This window comes from Amycolatopsis deserti (assembly GCF_014653945.1).
Taxonomy (GTDB): Bacteria; Actinomycetota; Actinomycetes; order Mycobacteriales; family Pseudonocardiaceae; genus Amycolatopsis_E; species Amycolatopsis_E deserti.
Map to the genome: position 1 here is coordinate 342,045 of NZ_BNAU01000003.1, position 17,646 is coordinate 359,690.

Annotated in this window: 16 protein-coding genes; all 16 read right to left on the bottom strand. The window is 69.7% G+C overall.

Going from position 1 to position 17,646, the window contains the following annotated elements:
• Positions 1-1,551, bottom strand: a complete 1,551-nt coding sequence (locus IE290_RS16305; RefSeq protein WP_191245417.1) for an NADH-quinone oxidoreductase subunit M — start codon at positions 1,549-1,551, stop codon at positions 1-3.
• On the bottom strand, positions 1,548-3,443 hold the full coding sequence (nuoL, locus tag IE290_RS16310) for an NADH-quinone oxidoreductase subunit L (RefSeq protein WP_191245418.1): 1,896 nt from the start codon (positions 3,441-3,443) through the stop codon (positions 1,548-1,550). Before nuoL ends, IE290_RS16305 begins: the two co-directional genes overlap by 4 nt.
• A gap of 19 nt (positions 3,444-3,462) precedes the next feature.
• Positions 3,463-3,762 (bottom strand): NADH-quinone oxidoreductase subunit NuoK, encoded by a 300-nt coding sequence (gene nuoK, locus IE290_RS16315; RefSeq protein ID WP_191245419.1) that lies wholly within the window; start codon positions 3,760-3,762, stop codon positions 3,463-3,465.
• Positions 3,759-4,556: an NADH-quinone oxidoreductase subunit J gene (locus IE290_RS16320; protein ID WP_191245420.1), complete on the bottom strand. Its 798-nt coding sequence runs from the start codon at positions 4,554-4,556 to the stop codon at positions 3,759-3,761. The genes nuoK and IE290_RS16320 overlap by 4 nt, the downstream gene beginning before the upstream one ends.
• Positions 4,557-4,757: 201 nt before the next feature.
• Positions 4,758-5,324: an NADH-quinone oxidoreductase subunit NuoI gene (gene nuoI / locus IE290_RS16325; protein WP_191245421.1), complete on the bottom strand. Its 567-nt coding sequence runs from the start codon at positions 5,322-5,324 to the stop codon at positions 4,758-4,760.
• The gene (nuoH, locus tag IE290_RS16330; RefSeq protein WP_191245422.1) at positions 5,311-6,648 is read right to left on the bottom strand and encodes an NADH-quinone oxidoreductase subunit NuoH; all 1,338 of its coding nucleotides are present in this window, start codon (positions 6,646-6,648) and stop codon (positions 5,311-5,313) included. The genes nuoI and nuoH overlap by 14 nt, the downstream gene beginning before the upstream one ends.
• Positions 6,645-9,113 carry an NADH-quinone oxidoreductase subunit G gene (locus IE290_RS16335; protein WP_191245423.1) on the bottom strand — a complete coding sequence of 823 codons (2,469 nt, stop codon included), beginning with the start codon at positions 9,111-9,113 and terminating at the stop codon, positions 6,645-6,647. The genes nuoH and IE290_RS16335 overlap by 4 nt, the downstream gene beginning before the upstream one ends.
• On the bottom strand, positions 9,110-10,390 hold the full coding sequence (gene nuoF, locus IE290_RS16340; protein ID WP_191245424.1) for an NADH-quinone oxidoreductase subunit NuoF: 1,281 nt from the start codon (positions 10,388-10,390) through the stop codon (positions 9,110-9,112). Before nuoF ends, IE290_RS16335 begins: the two co-directional genes overlap by 4 nt.
• On the bottom strand, positions 10,387-11,124 hold the full coding sequence (gene nuoE / locus IE290_RS16345) for an NADH-quinone oxidoreductase subunit NuoE (protein ID WP_191245425.1): 738 nt from the start codon (positions 11,122-11,124) through the stop codon (positions 10,387-10,389). Before nuoE ends, nuoF begins: the two co-directional genes overlap by 4 nt.
• On the bottom strand, positions 11,121-12,503 hold the full coding sequence (locus tag IE290_RS16350; protein ID WP_191245426.1) for an NADH-quinone oxidoreductase subunit D: 1,383 nt from the start codon (positions 12,501-12,503) through the stop codon (positions 11,121-11,123). Before IE290_RS16350 ends, nuoE begins: the two co-directional genes overlap by 4 nt.
• The gene (locus tag IE290_RS16355; protein ID WP_191245427.1) at positions 12,500-13,252 is read right to left on the bottom strand and encodes an NADH-quinone oxidoreductase subunit C; all 753 of its coding nucleotides are present in this window, start codon (positions 13,250-13,252) and stop codon (positions 12,500-12,502) included. The genes IE290_RS16350 and IE290_RS16355 overlap by 4 nt, the downstream gene beginning before the upstream one ends.
• Positions 13,253-13,258: 6 nt before the next feature.
• On the bottom strand, positions 13,259-13,801 hold the full coding sequence (locus tag IE290_RS16360) for a NuoB/complex I 20 kDa subunit family protein (RefSeq protein WP_020417415.1): 543 nt from the start codon (positions 13,799-13,801) through the stop codon (positions 13,259-13,261).
• A 12-nt stretch (positions 13,802-13,813) separates the two neighbouring features.
• Positions 13,814-14,218 carry an NADH-quinone oxidoreductase subunit A gene (locus IE290_RS16365; RefSeq protein ID WP_094003816.1) on the bottom strand — a complete coding sequence of 135 codons (405 nt, stop codon included), beginning with the start codon at positions 14,216-14,218 and terminating at the stop codon, positions 13,814-13,816.
• Between the two features lie 368 nt (positions 14,219-14,586).
• Positions 14,587-15,597 carry a fatty acid desaturase family protein gene (locus IE290_RS16370; RefSeq protein ID WP_191245428.1) on the bottom strand — a complete coding sequence of 337 codons (1,011 nt, stop codon included), beginning with the start codon at positions 15,595-15,597 and terminating at the stop codon, positions 14,587-14,589.
• Between the two features lie 75 nt (positions 15,598-15,672).
• Positions 15,673-16,944 carry a geranylgeranyl reductase family protein gene (locus tag IE290_RS16375; protein ID WP_191245429.1) on the bottom strand — a complete coding sequence of 424 codons (1,272 nt, stop codon included), beginning with the start codon at positions 16,942-16,944 and terminating at the stop codon, positions 15,673-15,675.
• Positions 16,941-17,645, bottom strand: coding sequence for a demethylmenaquinone methyltransferase (locus tag IE290_RS16380; RefSeq protein WP_191245430.1), 705 nt, complete (start codon positions 17,643-17,645; stop codon positions 16,941-16,943). The genes IE290_RS16375 and IE290_RS16380 overlap by 4 nt, the downstream gene beginning before the upstream one ends.
• Between the last annotated feature and the right edge of the window lies 1 nt (position 17,646).

Here is a 17,646-nt window from a genome sequence, read left to right on the forward strand (position 1 = left end):
TCACTGGCCTCCGTTGAGTGCGGAAAGCGTCGCGTCGACCGACGGGGTCACCGTGTCCAGCACGGGTTGGGGGTAGAAGCCGAGCCCGATGATCAGCACGACCATCGGCACCAGGATCGCCAGCTCCCGGCCGCCGAGGTCCCGGATCGTCTTCCGGGCGCCCAGCTCGGGAGCGATCGCGGTGCCCGGGCCTCCCCCGGCGCCGACCAGCGCGGTCCCCCGCACCGGGCCGGTCATCAGGCGCTGGTACAGCCAGAGCACGTAGGCCGCGGCGAGCACCATGCCGACGGTCGCGAGGATCGCGTACACCGGCTGGGTCTCGAACGCGCCCAGCAGCACCAGGAACTCACTGACGAACGAGTTGGTACCCGGGAGGGACAACGTGGACAGACCCGCGATGAGGAGCATGCCGCCGAGCAGTGGCGTGAGCTTGTACATGCCGCCGTAGTCGGAGATCCGGGTGGACCCGCCGCGCGCGATCACCAGGCCCAGCACCACGATCAGCATGCCGGTCGCGAGGCTGTGGTTGAGCATGTAGGTCACCGCGCCGACGGTCGCCTGCTGGGTGAAGGCGAAGATGCCCAGTGCGATGAACCCGAAGTGGGCGATCGAGACGTAGGCGACGAAGCGTTTCATGTCCTGCTGCCCGGCGGCGAGGATCGAGCCGTAGAGCACGCCGATCACGGCGAGCACCAGCACCAGCGGTGCCAGCTGTTTGCTGGCCTCCGGGAACATCGGCAGGCAGTAGCGCAGGAAACCGAACGTGCCGACCTTGTCCAGCACACCGACCAGCAGCACGGCGACGCCGATGGGCGCCTCGCCGGCCGCGTCGGGCAGCCAGGTGTGGAACGGCACGAGCGGCGCCTTGATCGCGAACGCCAGGAAGAACCCGAGGAACAGCCAGATCTGGGTGCTCGCCGGCGCGTCCCGGACCACCGTGACCAGCGTGGCCCAGTCGAAGGTGCCGTTGCCCAGCTCGTCGGCGGCGAGCGAGTAGGCCCCGATCGCCGAGGCCAGCATGATCAGACCGCCGAGGAAGGAGTACAGGAAGAACTTGACCGCCGCGTACTGCCGGTTCGCGCCGCCGTAGCCGCCGATGAGGAAGTACATCGGGATCAGCATGATCTCGAACAGCACGTAGAACAGGAACACGTCGGTGGCGGCGAACACCGCGATGGTGATGGCCTCCTGCACCAGGATCAGCGCGAGGAAACCACCCGCGCTGCGGTCCTGCGGCAGCTTGTCCGCCGTGCCCAGGGCGCCGATGACGATCGGCACCAGGAAAGCGATCACGGCGATCATCACCAGCGCGATGCCGTCGATGCCGAAGGAGATGTGCACGCCGAAGCTCGGGATCCAGTCCATCGAGCTGGTGTGCTGCAGGCGGGCGCCGTCCGGCTGGTAGGTCGCCCACGTCGGGATGATCATCGCCAGCTCGACGAGGGCGAACACCACCGCGGCGACGGTGGCGAGCCGGTCGTTGCGGCGCAGCCCGGTGACGACGCACGCGCCGACCAGCGGCCAGAGGATGAGGGCCAGTACCCAGGTCATGAGAACCTCACCATCAGCAGTGCGGCGACGAGGACGAACGAGCCGGCCAGCATCGACAGGGCGTACGAGCGGACGAAGCCGGTCTGCAGTCTGCGCAGCCGCCCGGACCCGCCACCGAGTGCGGCGGCCAGGCCGTTGACGGCGCCGTCGACGCCCCGGCTGTCGAGGTAGACCGAGAACCGGGTGAGCCACATGCCCGGGGTCGCGACCAGTGCCTCGTTGACCGCGTTGCCGTACAGGTCCTTGCGGGCCGCCTTGACGACGGCGGAGACGTTCTCCGGCCGCTCGACCGGGGTGTCCCGGCGCCCGACGACGAGCCAGGCGAGCAGCACGCCGAGCGCGGACAGGGCGACCGTGATCCACGGGATGAGCGAGTGCGGGATCGCGGTGTGCTCGGCCTCGCCGAGTTCACCCAGTGCCGGGGCGAGCCACTCGGAGAGGCGGTCGCCGAGGGCGAAGAACGCGCCGGCGCCGAGCGAGCCGATGGCCAGCACGATCATCGGCGCGGTCATCACCGGCGGCGACTCGTGCGGGTGGAACTCCTTGCCCTCGGCGGTGCGCAGGTCGCGCCAGCGTTCCTTGCCGAAGAAGGTGAGCAGCATCAGCCGGGTCATGTAGAACGCGGTCAGCGCGGCGCCGAGCATCGCGGCGAGGCCGAACACCCAGCCGCGCCAGCCTTCCTGGCCGAAGGCGGCCTCGATGATCGCGTCCTTGGAGAAGTAGCCCGACAGGAAGGGGAACCCGATGAGCGCCAGGTAGCCGAGCCCGAAGGTGACGAACGTGATCGGCATGTGCCGGTACAGGCCGCCGAACTTGCGCATGTCGACCTCGTCGTTCATGCCGTGCATGACCGAACCGGCGCCGAGGAACAGACCGGCCTTGAAGAAGCCGTGCGTGAGCAGGTGCATGATGCCGAGCGCGTAGCCGAACGGCCCGAGCCCGACGGCGAGCATCATGTAGCCGATCTGGCTGACGGTCGAGTACGCGAGCACCTTCTTGATGTCGTCGTAGGCGCAGCCGATGATGCACCCGATCAGCAGGGTTATCGCGCCGACGAGGGTGACGATCAGCCGGCCCGTCTCGGTCTCGTTGTAGATCGGGTTGGCGCGCGCCACCAGGTACACGCCGGCGGTGACCATGGTGGCCGCGTGGATCAGGGCCGACACCGGGGTCGGGCCCTCCATGGCGTCCGGGAGCCACGCCTGGAGCGGGAACTGGCCGGACTTACCGCACGCGCCGAGCAGCAGCAGGATCGCGATCGCGGTGATCACGGCGGGCGGGGCGTCGCCGATGCGGTCGAACACACCCGCGTAGGTGACCGTGCCGAGGTACTTGAACATCAGGAAGATCGCGAGCGCGAGGCCGACGTCACCGACGCGGTTCATCAGGAACGCCTTCTTCGCGGCGGTCGCCGCGGACGGGCGGTCCGAGTACCAGCCGATGAGCAGGTACGACGCCAGGCCGACGCCCTCCCAGCCGAGGTAGAGCGTCACGAAGTTGTTGCCCAGCACCAGAACCAGCATGGAGGCCACGAAGAGGTTCAGGTACCCGAAGAAACGACGCCGGTTGCGGTCCTCCGCCATGTAGCCGATCGAGTAGATGTGGATCAACGCGCCCACACCGGTGATCAGCAGGATGAAGACGAGTGAGAGCGCGTCGATGCGGAGTCCGAAGTCGATCTGGAGGTCACCGACGCCGATCCAGGTGAACATCCTGGTGTCGGTCACGTGCCCGTCGCTGCCGAAGAACAGCACCAGGCCGTACACGAACGACGCGATGACCGTCGCACACCCGAGGAGGTGACCCCAGCGGTCGGTGCGCCGTCCCCCGGCCAGCAGGACGAGCGCGCCGAGGGCCGGAAACGCGACCAGCAGCCACGATGATGCGATCACTGAGTAGCCCTTGCCCTTCTCAGTACTTGAGCAGGTTGGTGTCGTCGACCGAGGCCGAGCGGCGGGTGCGGAAGATGGCCATGATGATCGCCAGCCCGACGACGACCTCGGCGGCGGCGACGACCATCACGAAGAACGCCATCACCTGGCCGTCGAGCCCGCCGTTCATGCGGGAGAACGTGACCAGGGAGAGGTTCACGGCGTTGAGCATCAGCTCGATGCACATGAACACGACGATGGCGTTGCGCCGCACCAGCACGCCGACCGCGCCGATGGCGAACAGCAGGGCCGAGAGCAGCAGGTAGTAGGTGGGGGTCATTCCTCGTCACCCTTCCCGACCAGTGCGTGGGCGTCGGGCTGCGGTTCGGTGCCCTCGACCTGCTTGCGCTCGGCTTCGAGGCGGGCCGTGGGCGTGGACTCGATGATCGTGGACAGCGACTCGGGCGCGACCGAGCCGTCGGGCAGGATCGCGGGAGTCGTGACCGAGTGGGAGGTGGCGAACACGCCGGGTCCCGGCTTGGGCGAGATGCGTTCGTACTCGCCGCGGAACCGGGCCTCGACGAGTTCCTTCTGCGTCCGGCGGCCGCGCTTCTCGGTGAAGGCGAGCACCATGGCCCCGAGCGCGGCGGTGATCAGCAGCGCCGAGGTGAGCTCGAACGGGAACAGGTAGTCGGTGAAGATGAGGCGGCCGAGCCCGCCCGCGGTCCCGTCCGGCGCGGGCGCCGGGGTGACGTTGGCGAGCGCCCGGGTGAGCGCGGTGGCCATGAGCCCGGCGATGCCGATGCCGAGGATGCCGCCCCACAGGCGCTGCCCGCGCAGCACCTCGACGACGGAGTCGGAGCTTTCCCGGCCCACGAGCATCAGCACGAACAGGAACAGCATCATGATCGCGCCGGTGTAAACGATGATCTGGGTGAACCCGAGGAACGGCGCGCGCTGGACCATGTAGAGGATGCCCAGCGAGAACATCGTGAGGGCCAGGAAGAGCGCCGAGTGAACCGCATTGCGCGCGAAGATCAGCCCGAGGGCGCCCAGAAGGGCCACCGGACCAAGAATCCAGAACGCGATGGCCTCTCCGGTGGAGACCGCCTCCGCGACCTGTGCCAGCACCATCACCGCACCTCCTCAGGCATGGCCCCCACGGACGTGCCGCGCGCCGGCCGGTGGGCCCAGGAAGAAAACTGGAAGCGGCTCATCGGACAGTCTCCTCACCGGAGCAACCCGAGTCCGGGGCGTTGCCGCGGAACGCGGAGCGCCCCTCGGGCGGATTCGTCCGGCTGCGGATCGACGGGACGCGCAGAAAGACCCGGGCCGTCATTGGATCGCCTCCTCGCGGGAGGTTTCCACCGTTTCGCCCGTTGGGATGCCTCTGCCGCGGGCCAGCTCCGGGCCGTGCACGTAGTAGTCCTGCTCGTCGTCGCCCAGGCGCATTGGGTGCGGGGGTTGCTCCATGCCCGGCAGGAGCGGTGCGAGCAGGTCCTCCTTGGTCCAGATCAGCTTCTGGCGATCATCGTCCGCCAGTTCGTAGAAGTTGATCATCGTCAGGGAGCGGGTCGGGCAGGCCTCGACGCACAGGCCGCAGCCGATGCACCTCAGGTAGTTGATCTGGTAGTCCTTGCCGTACCGCTCACCGGGCGAATACCGGGCGTCCTCGGTGTTGTCGCCACCCTCGACGAAGATCGCGTCCGCCGGGCACGCCCACGCGCACAACTCGCAGCCGACGCACTTCTCCAGCCCGTCCGGGTGCCGGTTGAGCTGGTGCCGCCCGTGGTAGCGCGGCGCGGCCGGGGCGCCGATCTCCGGGTACTCCTCCGTCGCCACCTTCTTGAACATCGTCCCGAACGTGACGCCGAAACCCTTGATGGGGTCAAACAGTCCCATCGGAACCCTCCTTCCCGGCGCCCACCTGGGCAGGCTCCGAAGTCCGACCCGCCACCCGGCGCCGGCGCTTCCCGGCGCCCCGCTCGGGCACCTCGGGCACGCGCAAATCCAACGGCGGCAACGGGAACCCGCCACCGGTGACCGGCACCGAATCGCCCTCCGCCTGCTTCTTCTCCGGCACCAGCAGCGCGATCGCCACCGCGACCACCACCACGATCGCCCCGCCGATCAGGATCTGGCCCGTCGAGAGCCCGCCGTTGTTCCGGATCGCGCGGATCGACGAGATGATCACGATCCACACCAGGTTGGCCGGCACCAGGACCTTCCAGCCCAGCTTCATGAACTGGTCGTAGCGGAACCGCGGCAGCGTCCCGCGCAGCCAGATGAACCCGAACAGCAACGCGAACAGCTTCACCGCGAACCAGATCAGCGGCAGCCACCCCTGGTTCAGCGGCGAATCCAACCCGACGAACGGGAACATCCAGCCACCGAGGAACAGCGTCGTCGCGAACGCCGAGACGATCACCATGTTCACGTACTCGGCGAGGAAGAACATCGCGAACTTCATCGACGAGTACTCGGTGTGGAACCCGCCGACCAGCTCCGACTCCGCCTCCGGCAGGTCGAACGGCGCCCGGTTCGTCTCGCCGACCATCGAGATCAGGTAGATCACGAAACTCGGCAGCAACAGGTAGAAGTACCAGCCGCGGGCCTGCGCCTCGACGATCGCGCCGGTCGCCAGCGACTGCGAGTACAGCACCACCCCGACGATCGACAGGCCCATCGCGATCTCGTAGGAGATCACCTGCGCCGCCGACCGCAGCCCGCCGAGCAGCGGGTACGGCGACCCGGACGACCACCCGGCGAGCACGATCCCGTACACCCCGACCGACGAGCAGGCCAGGATCACCAGCACGCCGACCGGCAGGTCGACCAGCTGCAACACGGTCTGCTCACCGAAGATCGACACCCGCGGCCCGAACGGGATCGCGGCCAGCGCGATCAGCGCGGGCACCGCGGACAGCACCGGCGCCAGGAAGTACACCTTCCGGTCGGCGCCGTCCGGGATGATCTGCTCCTTGAACGGCAGCTTGATCGCGTCCGCCAGCGACTGGAAGTACCCGCCGGGGCCGACGCGGTTCGGGCCGGGCCGGTTCTGCATCCGGCCGATCGCCTTGCGCTCCCACACGATGAGGAAGATCGTCAGGAGCGGCCCGATCAGCAGGACCACGACCGTCTTGAGCAGGATCAGCCACCACGGGTCGTCCGCGAGCAGCTCCGCCCTGGTCATCTGCTCAGGAACCTGAGCAACCAACGGTGTCATCGCCGCACTCCCTCGATGTTGACGACCGCCCCGTGGCCGGCGCCGAGCGTCGGGCGCAGCCGCGAGCCGTCGGAGTTGCCCGGCAGCCACACCACGTCGTCCGGCAGGTCGGCGATCTCGACCGGCAGCGTGATCGCGCCCCGCTCGGTCGACACCGTCACCTCGTCACCGAGCTCCGCCGCGGTCTTCGCCGACACCCGGGCCACCACCCTCCGCGCGGTCCCGGCCAGGTGCGGCTCGTCCGCCTGCAGCGAGCCCTCGTCCAGCAGCTGCCGCCAGCTCGCCAGCCGCGCCTGCCCCGGCCCGACCTCGGCGGCCGCGCGCGCGGCACCGGACTCCCAGAACTTGCCGTGCGAGGCGCCCGACGAGCCGAGCCGGGCGAAGTCGGCGTACGCGGCCGCCGGGGTCTGGGTGAACAGGTCCGCGTCCATCTCGACGGCGAGCGTGTCCAGCACCCGGCAGTCCGGCAGGGCGCCGGTGCCCTCGAGCGTCGCGTCGAACACGCGGCGCCGGCCCTCCCAGTTGACGAAGCTGCCGGACTTCTCGACCACCGGTGCGATCGGCAGGACCACGTCCGCGTGCTCGGTGACCGTGCTCGCCCGCATCTCCAGGCTCACCACGAACTCCGCCCGCGACAGCGCCCGCCGCGCCAGCTCCGGGTCCGGCAGGTCGTCCAGGTCCACGCCGCCGACGACCACGCCGGACAGGTACCCGCCGGCCAGCGCGCCGACGATGTCGTTAGTGTCACGCCCCGGCTCGGCCGGCACCGACACCCCCCACGCCGCCTCGACCTCGGCGCGCGCCGCGTCGTCGGTCACCGGGCGGCCGCCGGGCAGCAGCGTCGGGGCGACACCGGCGTCCAGCGCGCCACGCTCCCCCGCCCGGCGCGGGATCCACGCGACCTTCGCGCCGGTCCGCGCGGCCAGCCGCCGCACCGCGGCGAACAGGCCCGGCACCTCGGCCGCCCGCTCGCCGACCAGCACGACCGCGCCGTCCGCGCCCAGCGCCGACTCGACGTCCGGCGCGTGCTCCGGAATGCCGTCCAGCGCCGCGGCCTCCGAGCCGGGCACGCACGCGAGCAGCTCGCCGGAGGTCTTGCGCACGGACGGCGTCGTCCACTGTCCCAAGTGGACTACGCGGGCGCGGTTCTTGCGGGCGGCCTTGCGCAGCCGGAGGAAGACGATCGGCGCCTCCTCCTCGGGCTCGAACGCCACGCACAGCACCGTCGGCGCGTTCTCGATCGCGCCGAACGTGACGCCGTGTTCCGGCGTCGTGCCCGCCACTTCGGCGGCGAGGAAGTCCAGCTCCTCCGGCGAGTGCGCCCGCGCCCGGAAGTCGATGTCGTTGGTGCGCAACGCGACCCGGGCGAACTTCGCGTAGGAGTAGGCGTCCTCCAGGGTCAGCCGGCCGCCCGCGAGGACCGCGGCGCCGCGGCTGTCCCGGGCCTTCGCCAGCCCCTCGGCGGCGACCCGCAGCGCCTCGGTCCACGGCGCTTCCCGCAGCTCACCGGAGGCGTCGCGCACCAGCGGCCGCCGGATCCGGTCCGCCGCCGTGGCGTACCGGAACGCGAAGCGGCCCTTGTCGCAGATCCACTCCTCGTTGACCTCCGGGTCGTTCGCGGCGAGCTTGCGCATCACCTTGCCGCGCCGGTAGTCGGTGCGCTCCGCGCAGCCGGACGAGCAGTGCTCGCACACGCTGGGCGCGGACACCAGGTCGAAGGGCCGCGACCGGAAGCGGTACTGCGCGCTGGTCAGCGCCCCGACCGGGCAGATCTGGATGGTGTTGCCGGAGAAGTACGACTGGAACGGCGCGCCCGACGACGTGCGCGACGCGAGGTCGAACACGTCCGCCGTTTCGGCCGTGCCGATCTGCTGGTGCGCGCCGCGCTCCAGCAGGTCGATGAACGGGTCGCCGGCGATCTGCGCGGAGAACCGCGTGCACCGCTGGCACAGCACGCACCGCTCGCGGTCGAGCAGCACCTGCGTGGAGATCGGCAGCGGCTTGGGGAACGTGCGCTTGGTGTCGCGGAACCGCGAGTCGGCGCGGCCGTGCGCCATCGCCTGGTTCTGCAGCGGGCACTCACCGCCCTTGTCGCACACCGGGCAGTCCAGCGGGTGGTTGATGAGCAGCAGCTCCATCACGCCCTGCTGGGCCTTGTCCGCGACCGGCGAGGTGAGCTGGGTCTTGACGACCATCCCGTCGGCGACCGTCATCGTGCACGACGCCTGCGGTTTCGGCATCGGCCGCCCGCCCATCTCGACCTCGACGAGGCACTGGCGGCAGGCCCCGGCCGGGTCGAGCAGCGGGTGGTCGCAGAACCGCGGGATCACCGTGCCGAGCCGCTCCGCGGTGCGGATCAGCAGCTCGCCCTTGGGCGCGATGACCTCTTCGCCGTCGATGGTCAGCTTGACGTGACCTTCCGGGACCGGCGTCTCGGTCTTGGGGTTCTCTGGCGCGATCGTCATGCCTGTGCTCCCACCAACTCGCGCTTGTTGCTCTCGCACAGGGCGAGGAATTCGTCGCGGAAGTACTTGATCCCGCTGGTGATCGGGCTGACCGCGCCGTCACCGAGGGCACAGAACGACCGGCCGAGGATGTTGTCGCAGACGTCGAGCAGCGTGTCGATGTCCTCGGCGGTGCCCCGCCCGTCGACCATCCGCTCCAGGATCTGCGCCAGCCAGTACGTGCCCTCGCGGCACGGCGTGCACTTGCCGCACGACTCGTGCTCGTAGAACTTCGTCCACTTCATCACAGCCCACGGCACCGACACGGTCTCGTTGAACACCTGCACCGCGGTGGTGCCGAGCATCGACCCGGCCTCCGCCGCTCCCTCGAAGTCGAGCGGGATGTCCAGGTGCTCGGCGGTGAACATCGGCGTGGACGACCCGCCCGGCGTCCAGAACTTGAGCGGGATGCCGTCCTTCATGCCGCCGCACAGTTCGAGCAGCTCACGCAGGGTGGTGCCGAGCGGCGCCTCGTACTGACCGGGCTTTTCCACGTGCCCGGAGATCGAGTAGATCTTCGGGCCCGGCGACTTCTCCCGGCCCATCTTGCGGAACCAGTCCGCGCCGCCGTTGACGATGAACGGGACGCTGGCGATGGTCTCGACGTTGTTCACCGTGGTCGGCGCCGCGTACAGACCGGCGGCCGCGGGGAACGGCGGCTTGAGCCGCGGCTGACCGCGGCGGCCTTCGAGCGAGTCGAGCAGCGCGGTCTCCTCGCCGCAGATGTACGCGCCCGCCCCGGCGTGCACGGTGATGTCCAGGTCGAAGCCGGAGCCGAGGATGTCGCGGCCCAGGTACCCGGCCCGGTAGGCCTCGCGCACCGCCGCGTTGAGCCGCCGGTACGGGTGCAGCGCCTCGCCGCGGACGTAGATGAAGCAGTGGTGCGACCGCATCGCGTAGGCGGCGATGATGCAGCCCTCGATCAGCGAGTGCGGGTCGGCCATCATCAGCGGGATGTCCTTGCAGGTCCCCGGCTCGCCCTCGTCGGCGTTGATGACCAGGTAGTGCGGCTTGTCCTCGTTCGGCGGCATGAACGACCACTTCACGCCCGCGGGGAAGCCCGCGCCGCCGCGGCCGCGCAGACCGGAGTCCTTGACCAGCTGCACCAGTTGCTCGGGCGTGCCGCGCAACGCCTTGCGCAGCGCGGTGTAGCCCTCGAGTTGCTCGTAGGTGGACAGTCGCCAGGAGTTGGGAGACAGCCAGCGCTTGGTGAGTACCGGCGTCAGCGGGTCGCTCATTTCTTCTCCACCTCCGGCAACGGCACGTCGTCCGCCATGACCGGGGCGGTCCAGCCCCGCTCCTGCGCGATCCGCGCACCCATCAGGGTTTCCGGCGCCTGGGACGGTCCGTCCACCTGCGCCCGGTAGGTCTGCTCGTCCTCCGGGAAGAACCCGGCCAGCTGCAGCTCGGCGCTCTTGAAGTCGCCCAGCGGCGCCCCGCGCGAAGGCTGCGGCTTCTCCCCGCGGCGCAACGCGTCGACCAGCTCCACCGCGCTGTCCGGCGTCTGCTTGTCGTAGTACTCGTAGTTGACCTGCAGCACCGGCGCGAGGTCGCAGGCGGCCAGGCACTCGGCGTGCTCCAGCGTGATCGACCCCGGCTCGCCCGGAGTGCCCGCGGTTTCCTCGTGCCCCAGCGGTTTCCCGTCCTCGCCCAGGTGCTCCTGCAGCGTGCGGTAGATCGCGTCGCCGCCGAGCGCCGCGCACAGCGTGTTCGTGCACACGCTCACCAGGTGCTCGCCGCACGGCTTGCGCTTGTACATGGTGTAGAACGTGACGACCGCACTGACCTCGGCCTCGGACAGCCCGAGCTGCTGGGCGCAGAACGTCACGCCCTCCTGGCTGACGAACCCCTGCACCGACTGCACCAGGTGCAGCATCGGCAGCAGCGCCGACCGGGACTGCGGGTAGCGGGCCATCAGCTCCCGCGCCTTGGCCACGGTGTCCGCGTCGAACAGTTCCTTCGCTTGGGTCATCGATCCACTCCGCCCATGACCGGGTCCACGGACGCGACCGCCGCGATCACGTCCGCCACCAGGCCGCCCTCTGACATCGCCGGCAGGGACTGCAGGTTGACGAAACTCGGTTCCCGGACGTGCACGCGCATCGGCCGGGTGCCGCCGTCGGAAACGAGGTGGAAGCCCAGCTCGCCGCGCGGCGACTCGACCGTCGAGTAGACCTGCCCCGACGGCACCTTGAAGCCCTCCGTGACCAGCTTGAAGTGGTGGATCAGCGACTCCATCGACTGGCCCATGATCTTGCGGACGTGCTCGAGCGAGTTGCCCATGCCGTCGCTGGAGATCGACAACTGCGCCGGCCACGCGACCTTGCGGTCCTCCACCATGACCGGGCCCGGCTCGATCATCTTCAGGCACTGCCGGATGATCCGCAGCGACTGGTGCATCTCCTCGACCCGGCACAGGTACCGGCCCCAGCAGTCGGCCTCGGTGGAGGTCGGCACGTCGAACTCGAACTCGTCGTAGCGCGAGTACGGCTGGATCTTGCGCAGGTCCCACGGCAGGCCCGCGGACCGCAGCACCGGGCCGGTGACGCCGAGCGCGAGGCACGCGTCGACCGGCAGGTACCCGACGCCCTTGAGCCGGTTGCGCCAGATCGGCTGGCCGGTGAACAGCTTGTCGTACAGGGGAAGGCGCTCGTCCATCACCTTGACGAACTCGCTCACCTTCTCCTTCCAGTCGGTCGGCAGGTCCTGCGCGACGCCGCCGGGGCGGATGAACGCGTGGTTCATGCGCAGCCCGGTCAGGTACTCCAGCAGGTGCAGGACCTCTTCCCGCTCGCGGAACCCGAAGGTCATCGCGGTGGTGGCGCCCAGCTCCATGCCGCCGGTGGCGATGTAGACCAGGTGCGAGCCGATGCGGTTGATCTCGCAGAGCATGACGCGGATCAGCTCGGCGCGGCGCGGGGCCTGGATGCCGAGCAGCTTCTCCACGCCCAGGCAGTAGCCCAGCTCGTTGAACAGCGGGGACAGGTAGTCCATGCGCGTCACGAAGGTGACGCCCTGGGTCCAGGTCCGGTACTCGCAGTTCTTCTCGATGCCGGTGTGCAGGTAGCCGATGACCGACCGCAGCTGGGTGACGGTCTCGCCCTCCAGCTCCAGCACGAGCCGGAGCACGCCGTGCGTCGACGGGTGCTGCGGGCCCATGTTGATGACGATCCGCTCGTCGTGCTGGGCGTCCTCCAGCACGTCGTCCCAGTCACCGCCGCTGACGTGGTAGATGCGGCCTTCGGTGGTGTCGCGGGATTCGGCGTACTCGGCGGTGCTGTCCGCGCTGTCGCGGCCGGCGTCGGTGGTGTCCGTACCGGTGCTGACGTCCGCGATTCGATCGGTAGTCACGAGTACGACCTCCGCTGATCGGGGGGCGGGATCTCCGCGCCCTTGTACTCCACCGGGATCCCGCCGAGCGGGTAGTCCTTGCGCTGCGGGTGACCGTCCCAGTCGTCCGGCATCAGGATCCGGGTCAGGGCCGGGTGGCCGTCGTAGACGATGCCGAACAGGTCCCACGCCTCGCGTTCCTGCCAGTCGGCCGTCGGGTAGACCTCCACAATGGACGGGACGTGCGCGTCCTCGATGTCGACCGCGACCTCCAGCCGGATGCGCCGCCGGTAGGTCATCGACGTCAGGTGGTACACCGAGTGCAGCCGCTGCGGCACGTCCGGCCCGTAGTCCACACCGGACACCGAGCTGCACAGCTCGAACCGCAGGCCGGCGTCGTCGCGCAGGATCCGGCACATCGCGACCAGGTGCGCGCGGTCCACGTAGAGGGTGATCTCGCCGCGGTCGACGGTCACCTGGTGCACCGCCTCGGCGGGCACGTCGTTCTCGGCCAGCGCGGCGAAGAACTGGTCGGCGAACTCGTCGAACCAGCCGCCGTAGGGCCGTTCCGCCGGTGGCGGCAGGTAGGCCGGCAGCCGAAGCCCGCCGTAGCCGGAGGTGTCACCGCTGTCCGAGACGCCGAACATGCCGCGGCGCTCGCGGCCGGCGACGATCGGTTGCGCCGGGCGCGGTCCACTCGGCTCCAGGCCGGTGTCCGGGCGCTGGGCGCTGGACTGTTCGCCGCCGGTCTCGGGGTTCTCTTCAGCCATGCCGCATCACTTCTTCGCGTACTTGATCGACGACGGGATCAGCTCGGTCTGGTGCCCGGCCAGTGCCGCGGCGCGGCGCGGCCCGAGCGGCTCGTCCTGGATCTTGGCGTGCAGCTTGAGGATCGCGTCCAGCAGCATCTCCGGGCGCGGCGGGCAGCCCGGCAGGTACATGTCGACCGGCACGATGTGGTCCACGCCCTGCACGACCGCGTAGTTGTTGAACATGCCGCCGGAGGAGGCGCAGACGCCCATCGCCAGCACCCACTTCGGCTCGGCCATCTGGTCGTAGATCTGCCGCAGGACCGGGGCCATCTTCTGCGTGACCCGGCCGGCGACGATCATCAGGTCGGCCTGGCGCGGGGTGGCGGAAAAGCGCTCCATGCCGAAGCGGGCGATGTCGTAGCGCGAGCCGCCGACGGTCATCATCTCGATCGCGCAGCAGGCGAGCCCGAAGGTGGCCGGCCACAGCGAGTTCTTGCGCGCCCAGTTGACCAGCTTCTCCAGGCTGGCCAGCAGGATGCCGTTGGGGAGCTGCTCTTCGAGTCCCATGACGTCCCTCCCCTAGTTCCAGTCGAGCCCGCCGCGACGCCAGACGTAGGCGTAGGCGAAGCCGACGGTCGCGATGAACAAGACGATCTCCACCAGGCCGAACAGGCCGAGCGCGTCCGCCGAGACGGCGAACGGGTAGAGGAAGACCATTTCGATGTCGAACAGGATGAACAGCATCGCGGTGATGTAGTAGGCGACCGGCATGCGGCCGCCACCCACCAGCGGCTGCGGGGACGGTTCGATCCCGCACTCGTAGGCCATCTGCTTCGCCCGGTTGTACCGGCGCGGGCCCACCAGCGGGCCGAGCAGCACGGAGAACACCGCGAAACCCGCGGCAAGGACGAACAACAGGACCAGCGGCAGGTACATCTCCAGCCCCGGGGACGAGGCCGCCTGCGCGAGGGGGAACTGCGACATCAGCACGGTGATTGCCGTCCTTTCCGCGCCGTTGCGAACGTGCCGCTTGTGAAACTGTTCACAATCTCCGTTGCGGGGTTGTGAAGCGGTTCACAAAGCATAGGGGCAGTGTAGGACGTGGCTCACATTGTTGTCGCGGGGTGTTTCGGGTAAGGCGACCCTAACCGGGAGATGCCCTGGTGGACGGCCATAAGCCCGAGACCAGCACGAAAAGGATCTTCCCGATCACGCAACGGAGAAGTGGTGTGACGCAACCCACGGTGAGTGGGCGCAACCGGCGCCGCTTGCGAGCCAGATCACGCCCCCGGACATGTGACGGAGGTCATCCCGACGCGCGTGATGACCTCCGGTGGACGGCGCCTGGCGCACTAGCGGCGGAGCGGGGCGCCGGCCTCGTGGAGGTGCCGCAGCGCCTGCGCCCAGGAGCCGACCAGGCCGGTCTCCGAGTACGGCACCCCGATCTCGGCGCAGTACTGCCGCACGATCGGCTGCGCGTGACGCAGGTGCGGCGTCGGCATGCTGGGGAACAGGTGGTGCTCGATCTGGTAGTTCAGCCCGCCCATCGCGATGTCGACGAACCGGCCGCCGCGCACGTTGCGGGACGTGAGCACCTGCCGTCGCAGGAAGTCCGGCCGGTCGTCGCCGGTCAGGGTCGGCATGCCCTTGTGGTTCGGCGCGAAGATCGATCCCAGGTAGACGCCCCACAGCCCCTGGTGGACGGCGATGAACACCAGCGCCTTCACCGGCGACAGCACCAGGAACACCGCGCCCAGGTACACCGCGAAGTGCGTGAACAGCAGACCCGCCTCCAGCCACCGGTGCTTCAGTCCGGGCTTGAGCACCGCGCGGATGCCCGACCAGTGCAGGTTCAGGCCCTCCAGCGTGAGCAGCGGGAAGAACAGGACCGCCTGGTGGCGGCCGATGAACCGGGGCAGGCCGCGGCTGGCCCTGGCCTGGCCCTGCGACCAGACGAGGATGTCCGGCGCCACGTCCGGGTCGAGCTCCTCGTGGTTGGGGTTGGCGTGGTGGCGGGTGTGCTTGTCCATCCACCAGCCGTAGCTCAGGCCGATGCCGAGGTTGCCGGCCAGCAGCCCGGCGATCTCGCTCGGGCGGCGGGTGCGGAAGACCTGCCGGTGCGCGAGGTCGTGCGACAGCAGGGCGATCTGGCCGAACAGGACGGCCAGCAACACGGCGACGACCAGCGTCGCCCAGGAGTCGCCGAGCCAGGCGAACAACGTCCAGGAGTAGCCGAACAGCGCGATCACGACGGCGGCGCGCAGGGCGTAGTAGCCGGGGCGCCGGTTCAGCAGGCCGGCCTGCTTGATGCGCTGGGACAGCAGGGCGAAGTCACTGCCGGTGTCGGCTTGTGTGGTGGGCACCCACCGAGTCTGTTGCGCCGCGGGAAGATCCGGCAGCCTGCGCGCACCCGGAGGCGCGGTGGGGCTGCCCCCACCTCAGGCGCTGGGCGTCAACCGCGCGGCCAGCGAGATCATCCGGTCCACCGCGTCGCCGCCCTTGGCGTCGTAGCAGCCGGACAGGCCCTTGTAGATCAACGGGATCAGCGGGTTGATCCGCAGGCCGTACTTGGTCGCCGCGCGCATGACCTTCGGGTTGCCGATCGCCTTCGCGAAGACGTTGCCCAGCCGGTAGTAGCCGCCCATCAGCTCCTTCAACGCGAGCGGGTAGCCACGCAGCGCGCGCTCCCGCGACGAGCCCTCGGGCCGCGCCAGCGCCTGCACCACGAACTCCGCCGCGAGCTGCGCCGACTCCATCGCCGCCGAGATGCCCTCGCCGTTGAACGGGCTCACCATGCCGCCCGCGTCGCCGAGCAGCAGCAGGCCGTCGCGGTAGTGCGGGGTGCGGTTGAAGCCCATCGGCAGGCCGGCGCCGCCGATGCGGCCGATCGCGTTCTCCTCGCGGTAGCCCCACTCCTCCGGCGTCGAGTCCAGCCACTGCCGCATCAACGCGCGGTAGTCCATGTTCCGGAACGACTTCGACGTGGACAGCATCCCCAGCCCGACGTTCACCGTGCCGTCGCCGAGCGGGAACGCCCACCCGTAGCCGGGCAGCAGCTGCGGGTTGCGCGGGTCCTTGCGGTCCCACAGCTCCAGGTGGCCCTCGATGAACGGGTCGTCGTGCCGCGGGCTCTTGTAGTACCGCCGCACGGCGACACCCATCGGGCGCTTCTCGTGGGTCTCGATGCCGATCGAGCGGGCCAGCCGCGCCGACACGCCGTCACAGGCCAGGACCAGCGGTGCGTGGTAGCGCACCGGGGTTTTCTCTGGCCCCTGCTTCCCTTCGACACCGATCACGCGGCCGGTGCGCGCGTCGGTGATCGCGCCGGTGACGGTGGTCCGCTCCAGCAGCCGGGCGCCCGCCTTGACCGCGGTCTTGGCCAGCAGGTCGTCGAAGTCCTGACGGGTGCGCGAGACGCCGTAGGGCGGGTAGCTGGTCAGCTCCGGCCAGTCCAGCTCCAGCGTCAGCTCGGCGGTGAGGATCCGCAGGCCGCGGCTGTGCACCCAGCCGGCCTCCCGGCTGGTGTCGATGCCCAGGTCGATGAGCTGCTTGACGCCACGCGGGGTGAGGCCGTCGCCGCACACCTTCTCGCGCGGGAACTCGGTCTTCTCCAGCACCAGGACGTCGATCCCGGCGCGCGCCAGGTACGTCGCGACGGTGGATCCGGCCGGGCCCGCGCCGACGACGATTACCTGAGCGTCCTGGGTCATGCCTCGGAGTTTACGGAAGGCTTCACGGCGCGGTGGATGGCGACGACGCCGAACGTCAGGTTCAGCCACTCCACCTTCGACCAGCCCGCGCTCGCGATGATCTGCGCCAGGCTGCGCTGGTCGTGCCAGGCGGCCATGGATTCGGCCAGGTAGGAGTAGGCCTCCGGGTTGGACGAGGCGAACCGGCCGAGCAGCGTCATCACCCACAGGATGAGCCGCTTGTACAGGAACCGGATGGGCGGGAATGTGGGCGTCGACACCTCGCAGATCACCAGCCGTCCACCGGGCTTGACCACGCGTGCGATCTCCTCGAGCGCGGCCTTGGTGTCGACGAAGTTGCGGATGCCGAAGCTGATCGTCGCGGCGTCGAAGCTGTCGTCGGCGAAGGGCAGGTGCAGCGCGTCGGCGGCGACCATCGGGACGCGGCGGTGCTTGCCGCTGCGGAGCATGCCGAGCGAGAAGTCCGCGGCCAGGCACCACGCGCCGCCGCGCGCGTACTCGGCTGTGGACACCCCGGTGCCGGCGGCGAGGTCGAGCACCTTCTCGCCGCGGCGGGCGTCCAGGACGCGGGACGTCGTCGTGCGCCATCGGCGGTCGAACCCGAACGTCATGACCGAGTTCGCCCGGTCGTAGCCCTCCGAGACGCCGTCGAACATGGCGGCGACCTCGTGCGGATCTTTGTCGAGGCTCGCACGTGACATG

Bases quoted from the DNA above. Each gene is read 5' to 3' on its own strand.
- IE290_RS16305 (WP_191245417.1), bottom strand. From the start codon at position 1,551: ATGACCTGGGTACTGGCCCTCATCCTCTGGCCGCTGGTCGGCGCGTGC.
- nuoK (WP_191245419.1), bottom strand. From the start codon at position 3,762: ATGACCCCCACCTACTACCTGCTGCTCTCGGCCCTGCTGTTCGCCATC.
- IE290_RS16320 (WP_191245420.1), bottom strand. From the start codon at position 4,556: ATGGTGCTGGCACAGGTCGCGGAGGCGGTCTCCACCGGAGAGGCCATC.
- nuoI (WP_191245421.1), bottom strand. From the start codon at position 5,324: ATGGGACTGTTTGACCCCATCAAGGGTTTCGGCGTCACGTTCGGGACG.
- nuoH (WP_191245422.1), bottom strand. From the start codon at position 6,648: ATGACACCGTTGGTTGCTCAGGTTCCTGAGCAGATGACCAGGGCGGAG.
- IE290_RS16335 (WP_191245423.1), bottom strand. From the start codon at position 9,113: ATGACGATCGCGCCAGAGAACCCCAAGACCGAGACGCCGGTCCCGGAA.
- nuoF (WP_191245424.1), bottom strand. From the start codon at position 10,390: ATGAGCGACCCGCTGACGCCGGTACTCACCAAGCGCTGGCTGTCTCCC.
- nuoE (WP_191245425.1), bottom strand. From the start codon at position 11,124: ATGACCCAAGCGAAGGAACTGTTCGACGCGGACACCGTGGCCAAGGCG.
- IE290_RS16355 (WP_191245427.1), bottom strand. From the start codon at position 13,252: ATGGCTGAAGAGAACCCCGAGACCGGCGGCGAACAGTCCAGCGCCCAG.
- IE290_RS16360 (WP_020417415.1), bottom strand. From the start codon at position 13,801: ATGGGACTCGAAGAGCAGCTCCCCAACGGCATCCTGCTGGCCAGCCTG.
- IE290_RS16365 (WP_094003816.1), bottom strand. From the start codon at position 14,218: ATGTCGCAGTTCCCCCTCGCGCAGGCGGCCTCGTCCCCGGGGCTGGAG.
- IE290_RS16375 (WP_191245429.1), bottom strand. From the start codon at position 16,944: ATGACCCAGGACGCTCAGGTAATCGTCGTCGGCGCGGGCCCGGCCGGA.
- IE290_RS16380 (WP_191245430.1), bottom strand. From the start codon at position 17,645: ATGTCACGTGCGAGCCTCGACAAAGATCCGCACGAGGTCGCCGCCATG.